This window comes from Acidovorax sp. 100 (assembly GCF_003688355.1).
GTDB classification, from domain to species: Bacteria; Pseudomonadota; Gammaproteobacteria; order Burkholderiales; family Burkholderiaceae_C; genus Acidovorax; species Acidovorax delafieldii.
In genome coordinates this window covers 2,207,100-2,229,192 of the sequence record NZ_REFD01000001.1, presented here as the reverse complement: position 1 = coordinate 2,229,192, position 22,093 = coordinate 2,207,100, and the positions used below count along the sequence as shown (strand labels likewise).

20 protein-coding genes, 1 tRNA gene, 1 pseudogene and 1 riboswitch are annotated in these 22,093 nt (G+C 66.2%); of the genes and pseudogenes, 14 read left to right on the top strand and 8 right to left on the bottom strand.

The window, feature by feature from the left end; translation table 11 throughout:
* Positions 1-108: 108 nt before the first annotated feature.
* Positions 109-1,011 (bottom strand): cysteine synthase CysM, encoded by a 903-nt coding sequence (gene cysM, locus C8C96_RS10340; protein WP_015015341.1) that lies wholly within the window; start codon positions 1,009-1,011, stop codon positions 109-111.
* 39 nt (positions 1,012-1,050) lie between these two features.
* On the opposite strand from cysM, the gene C8C96_RS10335 reads away from it, so the two are divergent.
* Positions 1,051-1,135, top strand: a tRNA-Leu gene (locus C8C96_RS10335).
* 272 nt (positions 1,136-1,407) lie between these two features.
* On the opposite strand, the gene C8C96_RS10330 is transcribed toward C8C96_RS10335, so the two are convergent.
* The 3 genes from C8C96_RS10330 to C8C96_RS10320 form a co-directional block, all read right to left on the bottom strand.
* On the bottom strand, positions 1,408-2,286 hold the full coding sequence (locus C8C96_RS10330; RefSeq protein WP_121942255.1) for a DUF6279 family lipoprotein: 879 nt from the start codon (positions 2,284-2,286) through the stop codon (positions 1,408-1,410).
* A gap of 175 nt (positions 2,287-2,461) precedes the next feature.
* On the bottom strand, positions 2,462-2,677 hold the full coding sequence (locus tag C8C96_RS10325) for a hypothetical protein (RefSeq protein ID WP_121942254.1): 216 nt from the start codon (positions 2,675-2,677) through the stop codon (positions 2,462-2,464).
* 87 nt (positions 2,678-2,764) lie between these two features.
* The gene (locus tag C8C96_RS10320; RefSeq protein WP_121943962.1) at positions 2,765-3,709 is read right to left on the bottom strand and encodes a LysR family transcriptional regulator; all 945 of its coding nucleotides are present in this window, start codon (positions 3,707-3,709) and stop codon (positions 2,765-2,767) included.
* 179 nt (positions 3,710-3,888) lie between these two features.
* On the opposite strand from C8C96_RS10320, the gene C8C96_RS10315 reads away from it, so the two are divergent.
* The 3 genes from C8C96_RS10315 to C8C96_RS10305 all read left to right on the top strand — a co-directional run bounded on the left by C8C96_RS10315 (position 3,889) and on the right by C8C96_RS10305 (position 8,404).
* The gene (locus C8C96_RS10315) at positions 3,889-5,085 is read left to right on the top strand and encodes an acyl-CoA dehydrogenase (RefSeq protein ID WP_015015345.1); all 1,197 of its coding nucleotides are present in this window, start codon (positions 3,889-3,891) and stop codon (positions 5,083-5,085) included.
* A 109-nt stretch (positions 5,086-5,194) separates the two neighbouring features.
* Positions 5,195-6,469, top strand: a complete 1,275-nt coding sequence (locus C8C96_RS10310; RefSeq protein WP_121942253.1) for a CaiB/BaiF CoA-transferase family protein — start codon at positions 5,195-5,197, stop codon at positions 6,467-6,469.
* A 333-nt stretch (positions 6,470-6,802) separates the two neighbouring features.
* A complete protein-coding gene (locus C8C96_RS10305; RefSeq protein WP_233584212.1) occupies positions 6,803-8,404 on the top strand; it encodes a methyl-accepting chemotaxis protein in 1,602 nt (533 codons plus the stop codon).
* Positions 8,405-8,493: 89 nt separating this feature from the next.
* On the opposite strand, the gene C8C96_RS10300 is transcribed toward C8C96_RS10305, so the two are convergent.
* The 3 genes and pseudogenes from C8C96_RS10300 to C8C96_RS10290 form a co-directional block, all read right to left on the bottom strand.
* Complete coding sequence (locus C8C96_RS10300; RefSeq protein ID WP_056066768.1) at positions 8,494-9,042, bottom strand: 6,7-dimethyl-8-ribityllumazine synthase; 549 nt, start codon at positions 9,040-9,042, stop codon at positions 8,494-8,496.
* A gap of 150 nt (positions 9,043-9,192) precedes the next feature.
* A riboswitch (FMN riboswitch) is annotated at positions 9,193-9,362 on the bottom strand.
* A gap of 139 nt (positions 9,363-9,501) precedes the next feature.
* Positions 9,502-9,984 (bottom strand): annotated as a pseudogene (locus tag C8C96_RS10295) (hypothetical protein); the annotation flags it as partial.
* 115 nt (positions 9,985-10,099) lie between these two features.
* The gene (locus tag C8C96_RS10290; protein WP_121942252.1) at positions 10,100-11,074 is read right to left on the bottom strand and encodes a LysR family transcriptional regulator; all 975 of its coding nucleotides are present in this window, start codon (positions 11,072-11,074) and stop codon (positions 10,100-10,102) included.
* Between the two features lie 155 nt (positions 11,075-11,229).
* Between C8C96_RS10290 and C8C96_RS10285 the strand changes: the two genes are divergently transcribed.
* The 5 genes from C8C96_RS10285 to C8C96_RS10265 all read left to right on the top strand — a co-directional run bounded on the left by C8C96_RS10285 (position 11,230) and on the right by C8C96_RS10265 (position 17,293).
* Entirely contained in the window at positions 11,230-12,249 is a 1,020-nt protein-coding gene (locus tag C8C96_RS10285) for a TRAP transporter substrate-binding protein (protein ID WP_121942251.1), read from the top strand.
* 70 nt (positions 12,250-12,319) lie between these two features.
* Positions 12,320-14,101 carry an IlvD/Edd family dehydratase gene (locus C8C96_RS10280; protein ID WP_121942250.1) on the top strand — a complete coding sequence of 594 codons (1,782 nt, stop codon included), beginning with the start codon at positions 12,320-12,322 and terminating at the stop codon, positions 14,099-14,101.
* A 52-nt stretch (positions 14,102-14,153) separates the two neighbouring features.
* Positions 14,154-15,383, top strand: coding sequence for a fumarylacetoacetate hydrolase family protein (locus C8C96_RS10275; protein WP_199737462.1), 1,230 nt, complete (start codon positions 14,154-14,156; stop codon positions 15,381-15,383).
* A gap of 26 nt (positions 15,384-15,409) precedes the next feature.
* Positions 15,410-15,979 (top strand): TRAP transporter small permease, encoded by a 570-nt coding sequence (locus C8C96_RS10270; RefSeq protein ID WP_121942249.1) that lies wholly within the window; start codon positions 15,410-15,412, stop codon positions 15,977-15,979.
* Between the two features lie 33 nt (positions 15,980-16,012).
* Positions 16,013-17,293, top strand: a complete 1,281-nt coding sequence (locus C8C96_RS10265) for a TRAP transporter large permease subunit (protein WP_121942248.1) — start codon at positions 16,013-16,015, stop codon at positions 17,291-17,293.
* Positions 17,294-17,385: 92 nt separating this feature from the next.
* On the opposite strand, the gene C8C96_RS10260 is transcribed toward C8C96_RS10265, so the two are convergent.
* Positions 17,386-18,027, bottom strand: coding sequence for an NAD(P)-dependent oxidoreductase (locus tag C8C96_RS10260; protein ID WP_121942247.1), 642 nt, complete (start codon positions 18,025-18,027; stop codon positions 17,386-17,388).
* A 113-nt stretch (positions 18,028-18,140) separates the two neighbouring features.
* Between C8C96_RS10260 and C8C96_RS10255 the strand changes: the two genes are divergently transcribed.
* The 5 genes from C8C96_RS10255 (at position 18,141) to C8C96_RS10235 (ending at position 22,053) form a co-directional block, all read left to right on the top strand.
* Positions 18,141-19,043, top strand: a complete 903-nt coding sequence (locus C8C96_RS10255) for a LysR family transcriptional regulator (RefSeq protein ID WP_121942246.1) — start codon at positions 18,141-18,143, stop codon at positions 19,041-19,043.
* A 261-nt stretch (positions 19,044-19,304) separates the two neighbouring features.
* Positions 19,305-19,709 carry a hypothetical protein gene (locus C8C96_RS10250; protein ID WP_121942245.1) on the top strand — a complete coding sequence of 135 codons (405 nt, stop codon included), beginning with the start codon at positions 19,305-19,307 and terminating at the stop codon, positions 19,707-19,709.
* 29 nt (positions 19,710-19,738) lie between these two features.
* A complete protein-coding gene (locus tag C8C96_RS10245; protein ID WP_121942244.1) occupies positions 19,739-20,617 on the top strand; it encodes a LysR family transcriptional regulator in 879 nt (292 codons plus the stop codon).
* A gap of 34 nt (positions 20,618-20,651) precedes the next feature.
* A complete protein-coding gene (locus tag C8C96_RS10240) occupies positions 20,652-20,954 on the top strand; it encodes an antibiotic biosynthesis monooxygenase (RefSeq protein ID WP_121942243.1) in 303 nt (100 codons plus the stop codon).
* Positions 20,955-21,093: 139 nt separating this feature from the next.
* On the top strand, positions 21,094-22,053 hold the full coding sequence (locus tag C8C96_RS10235) for a chemotaxis protein (protein WP_015015359.1): 960 nt from the start codon (positions 21,094-21,096) through the stop codon (positions 22,051-22,053).
* Positions 22,054-22,093 lie beyond the last annotated feature (40 nt).

Below are 22,093 nucleotides of genomic sequence, written 5' to 3'. Positions count from 1 at the left end.
AGCTGCTGAGGCATGTTCAACTAGCACAAGCAGCCATTCTGATTCAAAAACCTGCGAAGAGGCACCCGGCAATGCCCCTGGAGCCCACTGCGCAGGCCGTTTCACAGGTCACGCAGGAAACACCCCGGTAGACAAATACCGGTCGCCCCGATCGCACACGATGAAGACGATGGTGGCATTGCTGTCGCGCGCAGCGATCTGCTGCGCCACCCAGCACGCGCCTGCAGCCGAGATGCCGGCAAAAATGCCCTCTTCGCGCGCGAGACGGCGGCACATGTCTTCGGCGCTGTCCTGGCTCACATACACCAGCTCATCGACCGTGCTGGCGTCATAAATCTTGGGCAGGTACTCCTGCGGCCACTTGCGGATGCCCGGGATGCGCGAGCCTTCTTCGGGCTGGGCGCCAATGATCTGGATGGCAGGGTTCTTCTCCTTGAGGAACCGCGACACGCCCGTGATGGTGCCCGTGGTGCCCATGGCGCTCACAAAGTGGGTGATGCGCCCGCCGGTCTGCTCCCAGATCTCGGGGCCTGTGGTTTCGTAGTGAATGCGGGGGTTGTCGGGGTTGCCAAACTGGTCCAGCACCTTGCCCTCACCACGCTTTTGCATGGCCTCGGCCAGGTCGCGGGCGTGCTCCATGCCGCCGCTCTTGGGTGTGAGCACCAGCTCGGCACCAAAGGCCTTCATGGTCTGCGCACGCTCGATGGACAAATCCTCGGGCATCACCAGCACCATGCGATAGCCCTTGATGGCCGCGGCCATCGCCAAAGCGATGCCGGTATTGCCCGACGTGGCCTCGATCAGCGTGTCGCCAGGGCGGATGTCGCCGCGCTCTTCGGCGCGGCGGATCATCGACAGTGCAGGCCGGTCCTTGACGGACCCCGCCGGGTTGTTGCCTTCCAGCTTGCCCAGCACCACATTGCCCCGCGCTGCGTTGTCCTGGGCCCCAATGCGCTGCAGCGCCACCAGCGGCGTGTTGCCTACCGCGTCTTCAATCGTCGGATATTTCATACGCCCTACTGTGCCATAATTCAGGGCTTCACATATTCCGCCCGGGTGGTGAAATTGGTAGACGCAGGGGACTCAAAATCCCCCGCCGCAAGGCGTGCCGGTTCGATTCCGGCCCCGGGCACCACAGTCAACAAGGCCGGTAGCTTCCACGAGCTATCGGCCTTTTTGTTGTGCCCGCCGCTGTGGCGGCGGCACGTGATTTCTGCACACCTCCACACCCAGCCACCGCCATGACCGCCCAGGATCTGATCGCGCACGCCACTGTGCTGGCCTACCGGCTGGCGGGTTATGCCCTGCAGAACATGGCCGAGGATGCGGCCCTGCTGGCGATGATGTTCTGCTGACCTTCACGCCCCTGCGGCAGCAACGCTTGCGGATGGCCGATGGCACGGCACATCAGCGCGCAGCCAGCAACAAGAAGTCCTGCTCATAGCCTTTGAGCGATTGCGCCGCACGCAGCCGGTGCGCAGGCGTCATGGCGTTGTGCAGGCGCGCAAACCCCTCGCAGCCCTCGGCCACCAGCGCTTGTGCGTAGCGCTGGTAGGCGCCGTCCGGTGACGTCACCACGCGGTCCAGAAAGCCCAGCATCAGCGTGCGGGCCTGGGCGGTGTTGCCACGGTCGGCCTGGATGCGGCGCAGCACCTGCACCAGGTCTTTTTGCCTGCGCACACGCTCGGCGTAGGTGCGCTGCGGGTCGAAGGCCGACTGGGCGATAAAGGCGCGCAGCACGGCCTTCTGGGGCTCGTCCAGCGCGCCATAAAAGGTTTCGAGCCGCGACGAGAGGTCCTTGAAGCGGCGCTCGCGCATCTTGTCGGGCGGTGGGTCCAGCCATTCGGATTTCCAGTCAGCGTTGCTATCGGCCTGCTTGCGCTCCAGGTTGCGGATCTGCGCCTCGGACAGCTGGGAGGCCAGCCACACCACCTTGGGCTCGGCCTGGGCCAGCACCTTGTCCAGCTGTGTACGTGCCTCGTCATAGATGCGGCAGGCCTGCTCGGGGGTGATGGTGGCGAGCAACTGCTGCTGCACCTTTTGCAACAGCTCGGCATGCTGGGGCAGCATGGTGTCGCGGTGCCAGCGGTGCAGGTCGCCCAAGTCGCCCCGCACGCGCTCCGTCTGCGCGTCCGACAGGTCAAGGTAACGGTTCAGTTGCCAGTACGCCAGGTGGGGCACCTGGTTGTACGCCAGCCGCACTGTGCTGCAACCCGCCAGCAGCACACCGGCAACGGCCAGCGCGGCGATGCACAGGGTGGTGCGCAAACGGGACAAAGCGGGCACGGCGGCTCCAGACAAAGGGAATTGCACAGGATAGGCCCAACGCTGCACACGGCGGGCACAGGGCCCAGATACCCCAGCCCGCGCACCAGGATTTAGCCAAAGGCACCCACCCGCACGGAGGTCCCACGCCACACCCTGCGATGGATGCGCACAAGGGGCCGGCTGACGCGCGGGGTCAGTTTTCCTGTCGCCGGATCAGCTGGCGGCCACTGGCGGTGATGGCCAGCTCACCCCCCGTCCCCTTGGTGATAAAGCCCCATTCGAGCAGTCGCCCCGACACATGGTCCTTGAGCGCGTGGGGCAGCGTGATGACTTCGCCCATCTCCAGTTGCTTGAGGGTCTCGATCTCGTCCACGGTGGGGTCGAAATGCGGAGCGTGGTAAGTGGTCATGGTGGTCGCTCTCCAACAAGGTTGCTGAATGAAAGACAGACTTCCGCGCGGCCAGATTAGTTCACAGCCCCCGTGGGCGCAAGCGCGTCATCCCGCAACCGGCGGGCTACCCACCTCGGCCATGTGCTGCAGCCAGCGCGCAAACGTGGCCAGCACCGGGGGCTGGGCCTGCGTGGGGCTGATGAGGTAGTACGCCCGCTCGCCGCGCAGCGGGCGGTTGCAGGCCACCACCAGTTCGCCACTGGCAAGCTCGGCCTCGATGAGCAGCGGCGGGATCAGCGCCACGCCCATGCCGTGCGTGGCGGCCACGGCCAGCATGGAGAACAGCTCGTAGCGCGGGCCATCCAGCGCATGCGGTGCCTCCACCTCCATGGCATCGAACCACTGGCGCCAGCCGTAGGGGCGCGTGCTTTGCTGCAGCAGCGGCAGCTCGGCCAGCGCCTCGGCCGCCACGGGCTGGTGGGCGCGGCCCCGGCCCCGCGGCGCGGCGGATTCGAGCAGACGCGGGCTGCACACGGGCACCACGTCTTCGTGCATCAGCAGCTGGGCCTGCACACCGGGCCAGTTGCTCACCTGCTCGGGCGTGCCCGCGTACAGCGCGGCATCAAACGTGGTGTCGGCAAACAAAAAAGGCCGCGTCTGCGTGTCGATGTGCACCACGATGTCGGGGTGCGCCTGCGCCAGCTGCGGCAGGCGCGGGATGAGCCAGCGCGTGGCAAAGGTGGGCACCGCCGCCAGCGTGATCGTGCCGCCCTCGCCCTGGTGGGCCATCACGTCCAGCGTGTCGCGCTCCAGCCCTTGCAGCCAGCGCGCCACCTGGCGGCCATAGTGCGCGCCCGCAGGCGTCAGCACCACGCCGTGGCGCGTGCGGCGGAACAGCGCCACGCCCAAAAACTCTTCCAGCGCCTGGATCTGGCGCGACACCGCGCTTTGGGTGAGCGACAGCTCCTGCGCGGCGCGGGTGTAGCTCTCGTGGCGGGCGGCCACTTCAAAACAGGCCAGGGCCTGGGTCGATGGAATGTTGCGGCGCATGATGAAGAGGAACTTGTGAAGAAGCCACCAGCCCTTGAAGCTGGCTGCGACAAGTATTCCATACATTCCATAAACGCATGTCTGGATGAAAAGAACTCGCTTGCGGGCCACCGCCCCCAGGCCTACGATACGTTCCAGATTCGTTTTTTGTTCACCCTTTTTCCGACCTGGAGACACACATGGCCCACGCCGCTTTTCAATGGGATGACCCGTTCCTTCTGAGCCAGCAACTGACCGACGACGAGCGCGCCATCCGCGACGCCGCCGCAGCGTATTGCCAGGACAAGCTGGCACCCCGCGTGCTGGACGCCTTCCGCCACGAAAAGATGGACGTGAGCATCTTCCGCGAAATGGGCGAAGTGGGCCTGCTGGGCCCCACCATCCCCGAGCAGTACGGCGGCCCCGGCCTGTCGTATGTGGCCTACGGCCTGATCGCCCGCGAAGTGGAGCGTGTGGACTCGGGCTACCGCTCGATGGCCAGCGTGCAGTCGTCGCTGGTGATGGTGCCCATTTATGAATTCGGCAGCGAAGCCCAGCGCCAGAAGTACCTGCCCAAGCTCGCCAGCGGCGAGTGGATCGGCTGCTTTGGCCTGACCGAGCCCGACCACGGCTCTGACCCTGGCAGCATGGCCACGCGCGCCTACAAGGTCGATGGCGGCTACAAGCTCAAGGGCAGCAAGATGTGGATCACCAACAGCCCCGTGGCCGACGTGTTCGTGGTCTGGGCCAAGGAAGTGTCTGAAGGCGGCGCCGTGGGCCCCATCCGCGGCTTTGTGCTGGAAAAGGGCATGAAGGGCCTGACAGCCCCCGCCATCCACGGCAAGGTGGGCCTGCGCGCCTCCATCACCGGCGAGATCGTGATGGACGATGTGTTCGTGCCCGAAGAAAACGCGTTCCCTGAGGTGCAGGGCCTGAAGGGCCCCTTCACCTGCCTGAACAGCGCGCGCTACGGCATCGCCTGGGGCGCCCTGGGTGCGGCCGAGTTCTGCTGGCACACCGCCCGCCAGTACACGCTGGACCGCAAGCAGTTCGGCCGCCCCCTGGCTGCCAACCAGCTCATCCAGAAGAAGCTGGCCGACATGCAGACCGAAATCGCCATCGGCCTGCAGGCCTGCCTGCAGTTCGGCCGCATGAAGGACGCGGGCACAGCCAGCGTGGAAGGCACCTCCATCATCAAGCGCAACAGCTGCGGCAAGGCGCTGGACATTGCCCGCCTGGCGCGCGACATGATGGGCGGCAACGGCATCAGCGACGAGTTTGGCGTGGCCCGCCACCTGGTGAACCTGGAAGTGGTGAACACCTACGAAGGTACGCACGATGTGCACGCGCTGATCCTGGGCCGCGCCCAGACGGGCATCGCCGCGTTCGCCAACTGATCGGCCTGCGCCCCGAAAACCGGCAAAAACACCGCCTTTGCGGTGTTTTTGCCTTGTAGCGCTAGTCAATCATGCGCTGACAGCTATCAATTTCATAGTACACCACACCATGACCACCCCCTCTACCTCTCCCGGCGCCCTCGCAGGCATCAAGGTGCTCGACCTCTCCCGCGTGCTGGCCGGGCCGTGGTGCACGCAGATCCTGGCCGACCTGGGCGCGGACGTGGTCAAGGTGGAGCGCCCCGGTGTGGGCGACGACACGCGCCAGTGGGGCCCGCCCTTCTTGAAGGACGCAGAGGGCAACGACACCAACCAGGCCAGCTACTACACCGCCTGCAATCGCAACAAGCGTTCCGTCACCATCGACATGGCCTCGCCCGACGGGCAGGCGCTCATCCGACAGATGGCGCAAGAGGCCGACATCGTGGTGGAGAACTTCAAGGTCGGTGGCCTGAAGCAATACGGCCTGGACCATGAGAGCCTGCGCGCGCTCAACCCGCGCCTCATCTACTGCTCCGTCACCGGCTTCGGGCAAGACGGCCCCTACGCCGAGCGCGCGGGCTACGACCTGATGGTGCAGGCCATGACGGGCCTGATGAGCATCACCGGCCAGGCCGACAGCCAGCCCGGCGGCGGCCCCATGCGCGTGGGCGTGGCCGTCATCGACCTGTTCACCGGCCTGTACGCCAGCAACGCCATCCTGGCCGCGCTGCACGTGCGCGACAACGCGGTGAACGGCACCGGCCAGGGCCAGCACATCGACATGGCACTGCTCGATGTGGGCATGGCCGTGCTGGCCAACCAGGCGTCGGGGTTCCTCGCCACCGGCAAGGCGCCCGGCCGCATGGGCAACAGCCACCCCAGCCTCGCGCCCTACCAGGACTTCCCCACGCAGGACGGCAACATGCTGCTGGCCATTGGCAACGACGGCCAGTTCCTGCGCTTTTGCGCCGCCGCCGAGCAGCCCCAGTGGGCCAGCGACCCGCGCTTTGCCACCAACACGCTGCGCGTACAAAACCGCACCGCGCTGATCCCCGCCATGGAGGCCGTGACCCGCACGCGCACCACAGCCGACTGGATCACGCTGCTGGAAGACAAGGCCGTGCCTTGCGGCCCCATCAACACCATCGCCCAGGCGTTTGACGACGCGCAGGTGCAGGCCCGTGGCCTGGCCGTGACGCTGCCGCGCTGGAAGGACGGCGAGGCCGCCACCGACAACGTGTTGCAGATCACCGGCGTGGCCAGCCCGCTGCGCCTGTCGGCCACCCCACCCGTGCTGCGCAATGCGCCGCCGGCACTGGGCCAGCACACCGACGAGGTGTTGCGCGAGATGGGGCTGGACCCAGCGCGCATCGCGGCACTGCGGGCCAGCGGGGTTTTGTAGCCAGACCCTCGCGGCATCGGCCTGCGCCATGCCCTGACCACTGCACGGCCTTGCCCTCACCGGCAAGGCCGTTTTGTTTGTGCTGTCTGCATTGCACCGGCCCCTGGCGCTTGTCTGGCTTGCGCTATCCGCTATCCATCGGATGACAAAGCGAGGGACTAGGAGCCGCTTGCCTCGGCCCCACGGCAAAAAAGACATGTACAAAAAATTACATCCGTCTCCATAATCCCAAAGACACCCTGTCTGCGGCCCCGCGCACGGCGCGCCGCTGGACCAGGGTGCTGGGCCCATGGCCCAGCACTGCGGCGTTTCTGGACCCTCAAGGAGTTCCTCATGAAGCTCAGCCTCAAGCTCCCCCTGGCCTTCACCGTGTCGCTGCTCTTGCTGTTTGCAGCGGCCCTGTTTGGCATCAGCCGCCTGAACCAGGCGCTCGACACCTACCAGACCACCGTGGCCCAGAGCTTCGAGCACGAGCGCATGGCGGCGGGCATGCTCAACAACTTCAAGGTGCAGGTGCAGGAGTGGAAAAACGTGCTGCTGCGTGGCAAGGACCCGGCCCAGCTCACGCGCTACTGGGCCGCGTTTGAAAAGCAGGAACAGGCCATCAAGGACGATGCGCAAAAGCTCGTCGCCGCCCTGCCCCCGGGGGAGGGCCGCGAACGCGTGTTGCAGTTTGCCCAGGCCCACGAACGCATGGGCACCGCCTACCGCAAGGGGTTTGAAACCTTCAAGGCGGCCGACCACGACCCGCAAGCGGGCGACAAGGCCGTGGCGGGCATGGACCGCGAGCCCTCACAACTGCTGGACCAGGCGGGCGACCTGATCGCCAAGGCCAGCAGCGCCGTGGCCGAACGTGCCGCCGCCACTGCGCAGCGCGCCACCACCATCAGCCTGGTGGTGATGCTGGTGGTGTGCGCGCTGGGCATAGCAGGCGCCATTGCCTTCAGCCGCACCGTGGTGAACCCGCTGGACAACGCGGTGCGCGTGTCGCAGGCCGTGGCCAGCGGCGACCTGACGGTGGCGCGGCACGTGCAGGGCAAGGACGAGATCGCACTGCTGCTCAATGCCTTGCACGACATGCAGATCAGCCTGTCGCACGTGGTGAGCAATGTGCGCAACAACGCCGACAGCGTGGCCGCCGCCAGCACCGAAATCGCGCAGGGCAACAACGACCTGAGCGCCCGCACCGAACAGCAGGCCAGCGCGCTGGAGCAAACATCGGCATCGATGGAAGAACTCAGCTCCACCGTGCAGGCCAACGCCGAAAACGCGCGCACCGCCAACCAGCTGGCCGTGAGCGCCAGCACCGTGGCCGTGCAGGGCGGTGATGTGGTGGCCGAGGTGGTGACGACCATGAAGGGCATCAACGACAGCAGCCGCAAGATCGCCGACATCATCAGCGTGATCGACGGCATCGCCTTCCAGACCAACATCCTGGCGCTGAACGCCGCCGTAGAGGCCGCACGCGCAGGTGAACAAGGCCGGGGCTTTGCGGTAGTGGCCGGTGAGGTGCGCAGCCTCGCGCAGCGCAGTGCCGAGGCCGCCAAGGAGATCAAGACCCTGATCCACGCCAGCGTGGAGCGCGTGGAACTGGGCACCACGCTGGTGGACAAGGCGGGCGCCACGATGAACCAGGTGGTGAGCGCCATCCGCCGCGTGACCGACATCGTGGGCGAGATCAGCGCTGCCAGCAGCGAGCAAAGCGCCGGTGTGGCCCAGGTAGGGGACGCCATCACCGAAATGGACCAGGCCACGCAGCAGAACGCAGCGCTGGTCGAACAGAGCGCCGCCGCCGCCGACAGCCTCAAGGTGCAGGCGCAGCAGCTGGTGCAGGCAGTGGCGGTGTTCCGGCTGGCAGACACCGACGCCAACACCCCCAGGGAGGCCAGCATGCCCGCACAGGGCCACCACCAGCCCCGGTTGGCCGCAGGCTGAAGTGGCGCAGCCATTTCAAGCCAAATCGGCTTGAAGCGCTAGTGCATCATGCGCCAACAGCTACATAAATAGTAGCAAATAGTACCTTCTCAGGCTTCAGCCAGCGCAGGGGTTGCCTGCTGCACGGTGGCCAGCGTGGGCGAGGCCAGCTTGCGCAGGTAGGCCATGGTCTGCAGGCAGGCCTGGGCCACCTCGGTGCCCTTCTTCACAAAATGCTCGCGGAAGAAGCGCACATGGTCCTCGTGGTCGTGGAAGTCGCGCGGCGTGAGCACGGCCGACATCACGGGCACCTCGGTGTCGAGCTGCACGCGCATCAGGCCGTCGATGACGGCGGTGGTGACGAACTCGTGACGGTAGATGCCGCCGTTGACCACCAACGCACAGGCCACGATGGCGTCGTAGCGCCCGCTGCGCGCGAGCTTGCGTGCCAGCAGCGGAATCTCGAACGCGCCGGGCACATCGAACAGCGCCACCTGCGCGGGGGGCAGGCCGTGGCGGTCAAACTCGGCCAGGGCCGCGTCGCGGGCCTGGTGCACGATGTCCTGGTGCCAGCTGGCACTGATGATGGCCACGCGGGCGCCACGGTGGGCGGCGACGGGAGCCAGGGGGGAAACGGAAGGTGAAGAAGACTGATTCATGGGTTCCTCAGAACAGGGTTGGCCAGAATCAGGGCGCGCGCGAACACGGCACCTGCACAGGGCGGCGCAGGCCCTGCGCCATGCCAGCGCGCAACAAAGCACGCAGGCAAACGCCGAGGGCCCAGCCACCCATGGCGGGAGCTGTGGGTTTCGCGATCTCTTTCATCCGGACTGTGACCGTCGGCTCTGGTTTCGCACCAGATCTGCTGACCCTGCAGGCCAATCCGAAGAACGGAACCGCAGGCGCTCGCGGGCTGTTGCCGACTTTTCAGCCAACAAATACCGCCGGTGGGGAATTCCGCCCCGCCCTGAGAACGCTGTCGGCCCCGAAGGTCATCCGGGGCCGACGGGTGGGATTTTAGGCGGCGGGCACGCGGCACGCCGTCGCGCAGGCGATTGCCTGCACTGGCAGTGCCAGTTTCTGCGGATGGGGCCGTGTTGAACGCCGAAGTCTGCTAAGCGCACGCGCTGAAACCCGCCTTCGGCCCAGGCCGCTGCGCTGGCAGGCGTGAGCTTGAAGGTGGGCGGGGCGGACGCACGGGCAACCTCTTCACCCAGCTCGTCCTGCGCGCTCAGCGTGGCCGTGGCGCCTTCGTCATCGGGCACGATGGCCAGCGCCACGCGCAGGCGCTGGCCGTCTGCGGTGGTGATGTGAATGCTCTTGTTCAGCTGCGCGTGGAGTTGCTGCTCGTGGCGGCGCACCACTTCGCTGGCGGTCTTGACCAGGGTGTGGAAGGCCGACACATCGAGCGGCTTGGGGTTCTTCTTGTCGCGGCCCATGGTCCAGGGGCCCACCAGCGCGGGTTCGGCCTCGCCCTTCAGCGTCATGGACACGGCCCAGCCATCGTCGTCTTCGTTCTTGATGACCTGCGCCGTCCAGCGCCCGTCGCTCCAGTAGCGGGGTTCCTGGATGGTGTCGGGCGTGTCGGGTGCGTCGGTCATGGAGAAAAAGGTCTGGATGGCGGGAAAGGGCGCAGAGCATAACGGCAGGGCTTGGCGGCCCCAACTTCCAATAACCATTGGTTATCGAAAAACGCCATGCATAGCGCGGGCCTTGCTACTCCCCCACAACGTCCGGCGCCACACCCGCCGTGTCGCGCAACACCTCGATGAAGGCCTGTGCCGAGGGTGTGGGCGGCTCGCCCAGGCGGGTGATGAGGCCATAGCTGGGCATGCGGTCGGGCAGCTCGACGGGAATGCGCGAGAGCAGGCCCCGGTCCACATATTTCTGGATCAGCGCAGCGGGCTGCAGCGACATCATGTGGGTGGTGTTCATCAGCTCCAGCGCAAACAGGAAGGACGGCGTCTCCACCACCCCCGCCGTGAGCGCCAGGCCCGCGCCGCCGAACAAGTCGTCCGACACCTTGCGCACCGCCGTGGAGGCGGGGTACAGAATCCAGGGCCAGTGGGCCAGCTCGGTCAGCGACAGGTCGGTGGCGCCGCGCAGCGGGTGGTGCTGCCCGCCCACCACATGCAGCGGCTCGGCCGACAGGTGCTCGTAGTGGAACTGGCTGCGCTGGTCCTCGGTGGTGAAGCGGCCGATCATCAGGTCGATCTTGCGCTCGGCCAGCCAGGCGATGAGCTGGTCGCTGCTCTGCTCCAGGATCTTGATGACCAGCAGGGGCCGCAGGCGCTGGATCTCCACCACCGACGCCACCAGCACATGCGCGGCTGACCCGGTGATGGCGCCCACCGTTACATGGCCGTGGCCGCCCTGCTTGAGGGCGTTGAATTCATCGACAAACTTGCGCTGCCCATCGAGCGCCGCGCTGGCGTAGCGCAACGTAAAAAGCCCCAGCTCGTTGGGCCGCATGCCGCGCGAGAGGCGGTCAAACAAACGCGCCTCCAGGATCTCCTCGATGTCCATCAGGATCTTGGTGGCCGCAGGCTGCGTGACGTGCATCTGCTCGGCCGTCAGCCGCAGGTTGCGCGTACGGCCCAGGATGTCCAGAAACTGCAAATGCCGAAAGCGCAGCCGCGCGCAGGCCTGCGCCAAAGACAAGGGTTTACCCGGAAATTCGTCTGGACTCATAAGCGTTTGGAATGGATTGTCGCAAAACATTCAGTGGACCCGGCAGGGCGCGAAACCTAACCTTCGCTTTGCGTTCATGACGGCTTGCCCAAAAAAGCTGCACACGCCGACGGCCTCGCCAGCGGGGTCAGCCATTCCAACGGAGACAAGACACCATGCAATTCACATCACTCGCCAAATCCTTGGCACTCGCCGCCACGCTGCTGGCCGCCCTCGCCGCACCCGTCTCGGCCCAAGTCAAGGAACACACCTTCAAGGTCGGCATCGGCCTGAGCGACGACCACCCGCAGGCCCAGGCCGTGCGCCACTTTGCCGAGCGCCTGCAGGCCAAGAGCGGCGGCAAGATGAACGCCAAGCTGTTTGCCAGCGGCGCGCTGGGCAACGACGTGAGCATGACCTCGGCCCTGCGCGGCGGCACGCTGGAGATGACGATTCCGGATTCGTCCACGCTGATGTCGCTGATCAAGCCCTTTGGCGTGCTGAACCTGCCGCTCACCTTCAACACCGAGGCAGAAGCCGACGCGGTGCTGGACGGCCCCTTCGGCCAGAAGCTGCTGGCCATGCTGCCCGACAAGGGCCTGATCGGCCTGGGCTTCTGGGAAAACGGCTTCCGCCATGTGACCAACTCGCGCCGCCCCATCAACAAGGCGGACGACCTGGCGGGACTGAAGCTGCGCGTGATCCAGAGCCCCTTGTTCCTCGACACCTTCAATGCCCTGGGCACCAACGCCACGCCCATGCCGTTCACCGAGCTGTACACGGCCATGGAGCAGTCTGCCGTGGACGGGCAGGAAAACCCGCCCGCCACCATCCTGGCCAGCAAGTTCTATGAGGTGCAAAAGCATCTGGTGCTGTCGCGCCACATGTACAGCGCCTGGGTGCTGCTCATCTCCAAGAAGACCTGGGACGGCCTCTCGGCCGACGAGCGCAAGATCGTGCAGGAGGCTGCGCGCGAGGCCACGCTGTTCGAGCGCAAGACCATCCGCGCCTTCAGCGAAACCGCCCTGGGCGAGCTGAAGAAGGCGGGTATGCAGATCACCGAGCTGCCCGCCGCCGAGCAGGCCAAGCTGCGCACCAAGCTGCAGCCCGTGCTGGCCAAGTACGGCAAGGAGTTTGGTGAAGAGACCACCAACGAAATGATGGGCGAGCTGGCCAAGGCACGGGGCAGCAAGTAAGCGCTTGGTTCGTTCCCTAGGGCGCAGCTTCCGGCTGCGTCCAGCCCCTCTGTTGCGACGCCCCGACCCCATGACCCAAACACCCCGCCGCCCCTTCCGCTCCCGCGAATGGTTTGCCGCGCCCGAGCGCTCGGACATGACCGCGCTGTATCTGGAGCGGTTCATGAACTACGGGCTCACGCCCGAAGAGCTGCGCTCGGGCCGGCCCATCATCGGCATTGCGCAGACGGGCAGCGACCTGTCGCCCTGCAACCGCATCCACCTGGACCTGGCGCGCCGCGTGCGCGACGGCATCCGCGATGCGGGCGGGATTCCGATGGAGTTCCCCGTCCACCCCATCTTTGAAAACTGCCGCCGCCCCACGGCCGCGCTGGACCGCAACCTGGCCTATCTGGGGCTGGTGGAGATCCTGTACGGCTACCCCATCGATGCCGTGGTGCTGACCACGGGCTGCGACAAAACCACGCCTGCAGGCATCATGGCCGCGTCCACCGTGGACATCCCGGCCATCGTGCTCTCGGGCGGGCCGATGCTGGACGGCTGGCACGAAGGGCAGCTGGTGGGCTCGGGCACCGTGATCTGGCGCAGCCGCCGCCAGCTCGCGGCGGGCGAGATTGATGAGGAAGAATTCTTGCAGCGCGCCTGCAACAGCGCGCCCTCGGCCGGGCACTGCAACACCATGGGCACGGCATCGACCATGAACGCCGTGGCCGAGGCGCTGGGCCTGTCGCTGCCGGGCTGCTCGGCCATTCCAGCGCCCTACCGCGAGCGCGGCCAGATGGCCTACGAGACCGGGCGTCGCATCGTGGAAATGGCGTATGAAGACCTCCGCCCCTCGCGCATCCTGACGCGCGAGAGCTTTCTGAACGCGCTCTCGGTGGTCAGCGTGGCCGGCGGCAGTAGCAACGCGCAGGTGCACATCATGGCCATGGCGCGCCACGCGGGCGTGCAGCTGGACGCGCAAGACTGGACCAACCACGCCTACGACCTGCCCCTGCTGCTGAACATGCAGCCTGCGGGCCAGTTTCTGGGCGAGCGCTTCTTCCGCGCAGGCGGTGTGCCCGCGCTGATGTGGGAGCTGCAGCAGGCGGGCAAGCTACATGCCGACTGCGCCAGCGTGACCGGCAAGACGGTGGGCGAGAACCTGCAAGGCCGCGAGACCCACGACCGTGATGTGATCCGCCCCTTCAGCAACCCGCTCATGCACAAGGCGGGGTTCATGGTGCTCAGCGGCAACCTGTTCGACTTCGGGATCATGAAAACCTCGGTGATCTCCGAAGCCTTTCGCCAGCGCTACCTCAGCCAGCCGGGCGCGGAAGGCATCTTTGAAGCCCGTGCTGTGGTGTTTGAAGGTGCGGACGACTACCACGCCCGCATCAACGACCCGGCACTGAACATCGACGAAGGCTGCATCCTGGTGATGCGCGGCGCGGGCCCCATCGGCTGGCCGGGCTCGGCCGAAGTGGTGAACATGCAGCCGCCCGATGCGCTGATCCGGCGTGGCATCAACACCCTGCCCACGCTGGGCGACGGACGCCAGTCGGGCACGGCAGACAGCCCTTCCATCCTCAACGCATCGCCCGAGAGCGCCGTGGGCGGGGGCCTGTCCTGGCTGCAAAGCGGCGACACCATCCGCATCGACCTGAACACCGGTCGCTGCGAGGCGCTGGTCGCCCCCGAGGAAATCGCGCGCCGACAACGCGACCTGCCCGCCCCACCCGTGCCCGCGAGCCAGTCGCCCTGGGAGGCGCTGTACCGCGAGAAAACAGGGCAATTGGCCGATGGCGCCACGCTGGACTTTGCGCTGGAATTTCAGCGCATCTCCGAAAAGACGCCACGCCACAACCACTGACAACGAGCGGGTAGGCCACTGGCGCCTTCCCGGACTTTTCGAAGGACTCTCCATGAACAACATGACGGCAGCGGCAGTTGCCGAACGGGCCCGTGCGCCCCAGGCCGCATTGCAAGTGCTTCCCGACGATGGCGTGCAGGGCACGCTGGTGGGCCGTGTGTGGGCCCCCCAAGGTGCTGTGCCCGGCCCGGCGGTGGTGGCACTGCGGCCCGAAGGTGTGTTTGACCTCAGCGCGCACTACCCCACCATGAGCACGCTGCTCGACACACTGGCGCCCGCCGAGGCAGTGCGTGCAGCCAGCGGCCAATACCTGTGCAGCGTGGACGACCTGCTGGCCAACAGCCTGCCCGGCACACGCGACACCACGCGCCCCTGGCTGCTAGCCCCTTGCGACCTGCAGGTGGTGAAGGCCGCAGGCGTGACATTTGCGGCCAGCCTCATCGAGCGCGTGATCGAAGAGCAGGCGCGCGGCGACGCCACCCGCGCGCAGGGCCTGCGCACCCAGGTCATCGGCCTGATCGGCCAGAACCTGGCGGACATCCGCCCGGGCTCGCCCGAGGCCATGCGCCTGAAAGCGCTGTTGCAAGACAAAGGCCTGTGGTCGCAATACCTGGAGGTGGGCATTGGCCCCGATGCCGAGGTGTTCACCAAGGCACCGGTGCTGGCCTCGGTGGGCTGCGGCGACGACATCGGCATCCGCTCCGATTCGGCCTGGAACAACCCCGAGCCCGAGGTGGTGCTGGCCGTGAACAGCCGGGGCCAGATCGTGGGCGCCACGCTGGGCAATGACGTGAACCTGCGCGACATCGAGGGCCGCAGCGCCCTGCTGCTGGGCAAGGCCAAGGACAACAACGCATCGTGCGCGCTGGGCCCGTTCATCCGCCTGTTCGACGCGAGCTTCGGGCTGGAACAGGTGCGCAATGAAACCGTGCACCTGCGCGTGGCGGGCACGGACGGCTTTGAGCTGCGCGGCATCAACACCATGGCCAGCATCAGCCGCGACCCCACCGACCTGGTGGCACAGACGCTGGCCGCGCACCAGTACCCGGATGGGTTCATGCTGTTCATGGGCACGCTGTTCGCGCCCATCGAAGACCGCGACCAGCCGGGCGGCGGCTTCACCCACCACCTGGGCGACCTGGTGTCCATCCAGAGCGCCTGGCTGGGCGGCTTGCACAACCGCGTGACCCACAGCGAGGCCGCCCCGCCCTGGCGCTTTGGCCTGCGCGCCTTCATGGCCAACCTGGCGCAGCGCGGGCTGCTGCAGGGCACGGCCCTCTGACTGAAAAAGAAAAACAGGAGACACCCATGCTGAATGCCTTCATCGACCGCTGCTGCCGCTGGATCAACCTGCTCATCGCGCTCGCGCTGGCCGTGATGGTCGCCATGGTGTTCGGCAACGTGGTGCTGCGCTATGCGTTCAACTCCGGCATTGCCATCAGCGAGGAGGTCTCGCGCTGGCTGTTTGTGTGGATCACCTTTCTGGGCGCCATCGTGGCGGTGCGCGAGCGGGGCCACCTGGGCACGGACTTTCTGCTGGCGCGCCTGCCGCCGCTGGGCCAGCGCATCTGCCTGGCACTGAGCTACACGCTGATGATCTGGTGCACCTGGCTGCTGTTCAGCGGCGCGCTGGCGCAGGCGCGCATCAACTGGGATGTGGATGCACCGGTCACGGGTGCGTCCATGGCCATCTTCTATGCGTCGGGCGTGGTGTTTGCCGTGGCGGCGGGCCTGCTGCTGGCGCTGGACCTGTGGCGCATTGTGTCGGGGCAGATGCCGGACAGCGAACTGGTGCAGATCTCCGAGTCCGAAGAACTGGCCGCCGTGGGCAGCCAGCTGCCACACGCAGCCCCCGCGCCCACGGCCTCGCGCCCGTGAGCCCCACACCGCAATGACCTGGAGCGCTCTCCCATGACCGTTTTTATCTTCCTCGGCTCCCTGCTGGCCGCCATGGCCATTGGCGTGCCGATTGCCTACGCGCTGCTGGTGTCCGGCGTCGCGCTGATGTGGCACCTGGACCTGTTTGACGCACAGATCCTGGCGCAGAACGTGATCAACGGCGCCGACAGCTTTCCGCTGCTGGCCGTGCCCTTCTTCATGCTGGCGGGCGAGATCATGAACGTGGGTGGGCTGTCGCAGCGCATCGTCAAGCTCGCGCTCACGCTGGTGGGGCACAAGCGCGGCGGGCTGGGCTTTGTGGCCATCCTCGCGGCCTGCATGCTGGCGGCGCTGTCGGGCTCGGCCGTGGCCGACACGGCGGCACTGGCAGCCCTGCTGCTGCCCATGATGGTGAAGGCCGGGCACGACAAGGCACGAGCGGGCGGACTCATCGCCTCGGCGGGCATCATCGCACCGGTCATTCCGCCCTCCATCGGCTTCGTGGTGTTTGGCGTGGCGGCCAACGTGTCGATCAGCAAGCTGTTCCTGGCCGGCATCGTGCCGGGGCTGCTGATGGGAGTGGCGATTGCCATCACCTGGTACTGGGTCTCGCAGCGCGAAAACGTCACGCCACCGCCCAAGGCGTCCACCGCCGAAAAGCTGCAGGCGCTCAGGGAATCGACCTGGGCACTGTTCCTGCCGGTGATCGTGATCGTGGGCTTGAAGATGGGCGTGTTCACCCCCACCGAGGCGGCGGCCGTCGCTGCCGTGTACGCCCTGCTGGTGGCCACGCTGGTCTACCGCGAGCTGCACTGGCGACAGCTGACCGATGTATTCATCAGTGCCGCCAAGACCACCGCCGTGATCATGTTCCTGGTGGCGGCCGCCATGGTCAGCGCCTGGCTCATCACCGTGGCGGATATCCCGCGCCAGCTGGTGAGCCTGCTCAAGCCCTTGATGGAACACCCCACGCTGCTGCTCATCGCCATCATGGTGCTGGTGATGGCCGTGGGCACGGCCATGGACATGACGCCCACCATCCTCATCCTCACGCCCGTGCTGATGCCGGTGGTGAAGGCGGCAGGCATCGACCCGGTCTACTTCGGCGTGCTGTTCATCATCAACAACGCCATCGGGCTCATCACCCCGCCAGTCGGTACCGTGCTGAATGTGGTGGCGGGCGTGGGCAAGATGCGCATGGATGACGTGACGCGGGGCGTCATCCCGTTCATGGTGGCGCAGTTTGCGGTGATGTTCCTGATGGTGCTGTTTCCATCGCTAGTGCTGGTTCCGATGCGGTGGTTTGCAGGCTGAATCTGAGGATTTGAAGCAAAAGATGCTGCAAGCGCTAGTGGATATTGCGCTGGCAGCTATCAAATCAGGAGTCATTCACTCCCGAGCACTGTTCAGTTCGCCACCGTGAACCGCTTTTGCACATGGCGTGGCGTCTCCAATTCGTCGGCCATCGCCACCGCCAGGTCGGCCACGCTGATGCTGCCAGGCTGGTCGCCGTTCATCAGCGGGGCCTCGTCGCCCAGGCGGTACTGGCCGGTGCGCTCGCCGGGCTGCAGCAGGATGGGGGGAGAGAGGAAGGTCCAGTCCAGCGTGCTTTCGGTGCGGATCCAGTTCAGCGCCTCGCGCGCGGCCAGGGCGCCCTGCTTCCATTCGGCGGGAAACTGGGGCGTGTCCACCAGTTGCACACCGGGCGCCACAAACAGGCTGCCCGCGCCGCCCACCACCAGCAGCCGGCGCACACCGGCCGCCTTGGTGCCGTCGATGATGGCGCGCGTGCCTTTGAGGAACTGGTCGTGGATGTCTGGCACCGTCCAGCCGGGGTTGTAGGCGCTCACCACCGCGTCGTGGCCTGCAACGGCCTTGGCCACCTGGGTGGCGTCCTGCGCGTCTGCGGCGACCACGGTCAGACCTTCGCGGGCCGTGAGCTTTGCGGGATTGCGGGCCAGCACGGTCACGCGGTGGCCGCGTTGCAGCAGTTCGTTCAGCACGGCCGAGCCGACAAAGCCGGTGGCGCCAATCAGGGCGATGTTCATATCGATGTCCTTGGGGTCAAAGTTGTGATGTAGTGAGAATAGGAGCTTGTCAAAACAGGCGGTAGATGGCTAAAACCGCCTTATCTTTGAAGCTGTACTTCACAATCGAACACATGGAAGACCTCAAACGCATGGCTGTTTTCGCCGCCGTGGTGCAGCACGGCTCGATGAGCGGCGCCGCGCGCGCCCTGGGCATGAGCACTTCGGCGGTGAGCCAGCAGGTGCGCAAGCTCGAAAGCGACGGCGGCGTGACGCTGCTGCACCGCTCCACGCGCAAGTTAGCGCTCACCGAGGCGGGCCAGCGTTACCACGCGCGCTGCGCTGCCATGTGGGCGGCGGCGGAGCAAGCGCGCGCCGAGCTGGCCGCCTCCCGCGATGCGCCCAGTGGCGAATTGCGGATGTCGGCCACCGTGGGTTTTGCGCGGCACATCGCACCCGCCCTGGGTGAACTGCTGGCCGCGCACCCGGCGCTGCGCCTGCGGCTGCTGGTGGACGACTCCACCATCGACCTCATCAACGCCCGCATCGACCTGGCCGTGCGCTACGGGCGCCTGGCGGATTCGACCTGGGCGGCCCGGCGCCTGGGGGGCATGAGTTGGTACCTGTGCGCATCACCCGAATGGGTGGCCGCACACGGCGTGCCCCAGCACCCGGATGCGCTGCTGTCTCATAGCTGGCTGGGCTTTGCGCGGGAGGGGGGTGGGTTGCTCGTCGACCTGCGCAGTCCCAGCGGCGAGCCGCGCGCACTGCGGGTGGAGCCGCGCATTGCCAGCAACAACCAGCTCTCGATCCAGCAGATGTGCGAGGCCGGGCTGGGCCTGGCGTTGGTGGGCAGCATGGATTCGCACGAAGCACTGCAGGCCGGGCGGCTGGTGCGCCTGCTGCCCGACTGGTCGTTTGGCACGCTGGACATCTGGGCCGTCACGCCCCAACGCGATGCCCAGCCCGCCAAGGTGCGCCAGTCGATTGCGGCACTGCATGCCTACCTGCGGCAGGTGCCCGGGATTTCGGACTGAGAGCGGCCAACAAAACGCTTCTGGCGTCGTTGCCGCGTCTTGTCGTACTGCTCGCACTGCCTGCGACGCAGCGCCTGGCCAGAACCGCTACGCTGGGTTTTGTGAGCCACTCCGAGCCTTGCTCTTCGGCACCCATCGATTTTTTATCGCACGGGCCCACAAATTCCATCGTTGTGTGGGCGCCGTGCTCTGCCTACATTTGCGGCTCCCTGGCCAGGGTTTGTTTGATGGATTGACCCCACCACCCACCGGAGACCCGACATGACGACCAACCCGCCACTGATCTTCCCCATCGACCGCGTGCTGACCGCCTTCGAGCAGCAGGACGTGCCCACACTGCTGGCCACCATTGCCGACGATGTGGACTTCCGCATCGACCACTACCGCGATGACGCCGATACCCGTTGGCAAATCGCCCGCAACAAGGCCGAGGCGATGGCCGTGGTGCAGCGCCTGGGGGTGGAGGTGTTCCCGCGCGGCACGGAGATCCTGCACACCCACAGCCAGCCGCTGGGCAATGACTGGGTGTTCACGCACTTTCACCAGCGCTTCTTTTATGCGGTACAACAGCGCGAGGTGGAATCCGTGACCTGGATCACCAGCCATTCGCAGAACGGCCAGGTGGACTATTTCCGCGAGACCGTCACCACCATCACCCCGGTCTGACAACCCGATCCAAGAAAGGCTCCGCCACCATGCTGTTTGACCTGCGCGCCCTGGGCTACTTTGTAGCGGCCTATGAAGAGCGCTCGGTCACGGCCGCATCGCGCCGCTGTTTTGTGGCGCAGCCGTCCATCAGCATGGCCATCAAGGGGCTGGAGGATGCGCTCGAAACCACCCTTTTCGAGCGCAGCCGCCAGGGCCTGGCCCCCACACCTGCCGCGCACCGGCTGTACCCCCGCGCCTGCAGCCTGCTGGCCCAGTCCAGCGCCATGGTGCGCGACTTTCGCGATGCACCGCGTGAAACGCTGGGCATCTTCCTGCAGGACGACCTGATGGTGCAGCAGGCCGCGCCCCTGTTCGCACACATCGCGCTGGAGCTGCCCCACACCATGGTGCGGCTCACCGCCAGCGCGCAAGAAGCGCGGCTGCGCATGGTGGCCGAGCACTGCAAGCCGCCGGGCGACACGTTTGTGCCGCTGTGGCACGAGCCTTATGTGATGCTCGTGCCCGAGCTGCACCCGCTGCGCTTCAAGAAGCGCTTTGGACTGGCAGACATTGAAAACCTGCCCCTCATCGAGTGGCCCTATTGCCCGCTGCACCAGTCCTTCATCCGTCTGCTGGCCGAGCGGGGGATTGCGCTGCAGGTGCAGGCCAGCGCCGCGCGCGAGGAGCTGCTGCTGCACATGGTGGACGCGGGCATGGGCTTGGCCGTGGTGCCGCAGTCGCATGCAGCCCAGGCGCGCCGCGCGCTCACCCGCCCGCTGGACGGGCCCCTGGCCTTCTCGCGCCACATCGGCCTGGCCTGCGACGCGTCGGACGCGCCCCTGCTCGGTCTGCTGCACCGCCTGGCGGACGGCATGAAGGCCACCGCAGCCCAGCCCGAGCCCACGCAGCGCAGCAATGTGGTCTGATCCCCTGCCCCATCCACCCCTCAGGCCACCCCCCATGATTCTGGAAATTGCCCACCTCACCGTCCGCCCCGGCCAGAACAGTGCGTTTGAGCAGGCGTTTGCCCTGGCGCAGCGCATCATTGCCTCCATGCCCGGCTACCTGTCCCATGAGCTGGGGCATTGCATGGAGCGACCACAGGACTATGTACTGCTGGTGCGCTGGGCCACCCTGGCCGACCACGAGGTGGGTTTCCGCCAGTCCGCCCAGTACCAGGAGTGGAAACGGCTGCTGCACCATTTTTACGACCCGTTCCCCACCGTTGTGCACTTTGAGCCGGTCACGCCGGACAGGGTGTGACGGCGCCGCCACGCACGGATGCTGCAGCGCACTATTCGGGTATTGCCTGAAGATTTAGCGCACTGCGCGTGCCGTTTGGGTCCTAGAATTTGTAAAAGCGCGTATCTTCGTATCTTCATTACCGCGCGAAGGATCCAACATGAAAGCCATCCAGCAGGACATCGACGAGCGGACCAACCTCACCAGCACCAACAAGTTCGAGCTGCTGCTGTTTCGCCTGGGCATCGACAGCGCCTTGGGCAAGTCCGAGCTGTTCGGCATCAATGTCTTCAAGATCCGCGAGATCGTGGCCATGCCCAGCATCACGCCGATTGCGGGCACCACGGCCCATTCGCTCGGGGTGGTCAACCTGCGCGGACAGGTGATTCCGGTGCTGGACCTGCCCTCCATCGTGGGTTGCAAGCCACAGACGGGCCTGAACATCATGCTGGTGACAGAGTACGCACGCACCACCCAGGCGTTTGCGGTCGAGTCGGTGGAAGACATCGTGCGCCTGGACTGGAAACAGGTGCTGTCGGCGGAAACCAGCGGCGCTGCTGGCAAGCTGGTGACCAGCATTGCCCGTCTGGACGGCAACACCGACGAGTCCCGCCTCGCGCAGGTACTGGACGTGGAAGCCATCCTGCAGATGATCTCGCCCTCTGACGGTCACGAGGTCACAGAGGAAAAGGTGGGCGCCAAGCTCAAACTCAAGCCTGGTTGCATCATCCTGGCGGCGGACGACTCGTTCGTGGCCCGCTCGCTCATCGAGCAAGAGCTCAAGGTGCTCAACGCGCCGTATGAAATGGTGAAATCCGGCAAGGAGGCCTGGGACCGGCTCAATGCCATCGCCAAAAGTGCCGAGGCCGAGGGCAAGACGGTGCTTGACCGCGTGGCCATGGTGCTGACCGACCTGGAAATGCCGGAGATGGACGGCTTCACGCTGACGCGCAACATCAAGCAGGACGCCCGCTTTCATGGGCTGCCGGTGGTCATCCATTCCTCGCTGTCGGGCTCGGCCAACGAAGACCATGTGCGCAGCGTTGGGGCCGATGGCTATGTGGCCAAGTTTGTGGCGGAAGACCTGGCGGAGACCATCCGCCGCGTACTGCCCAAGTAAACCGGCGCCCTATCCGCTGGAACACAACGGCCTTGCGGGG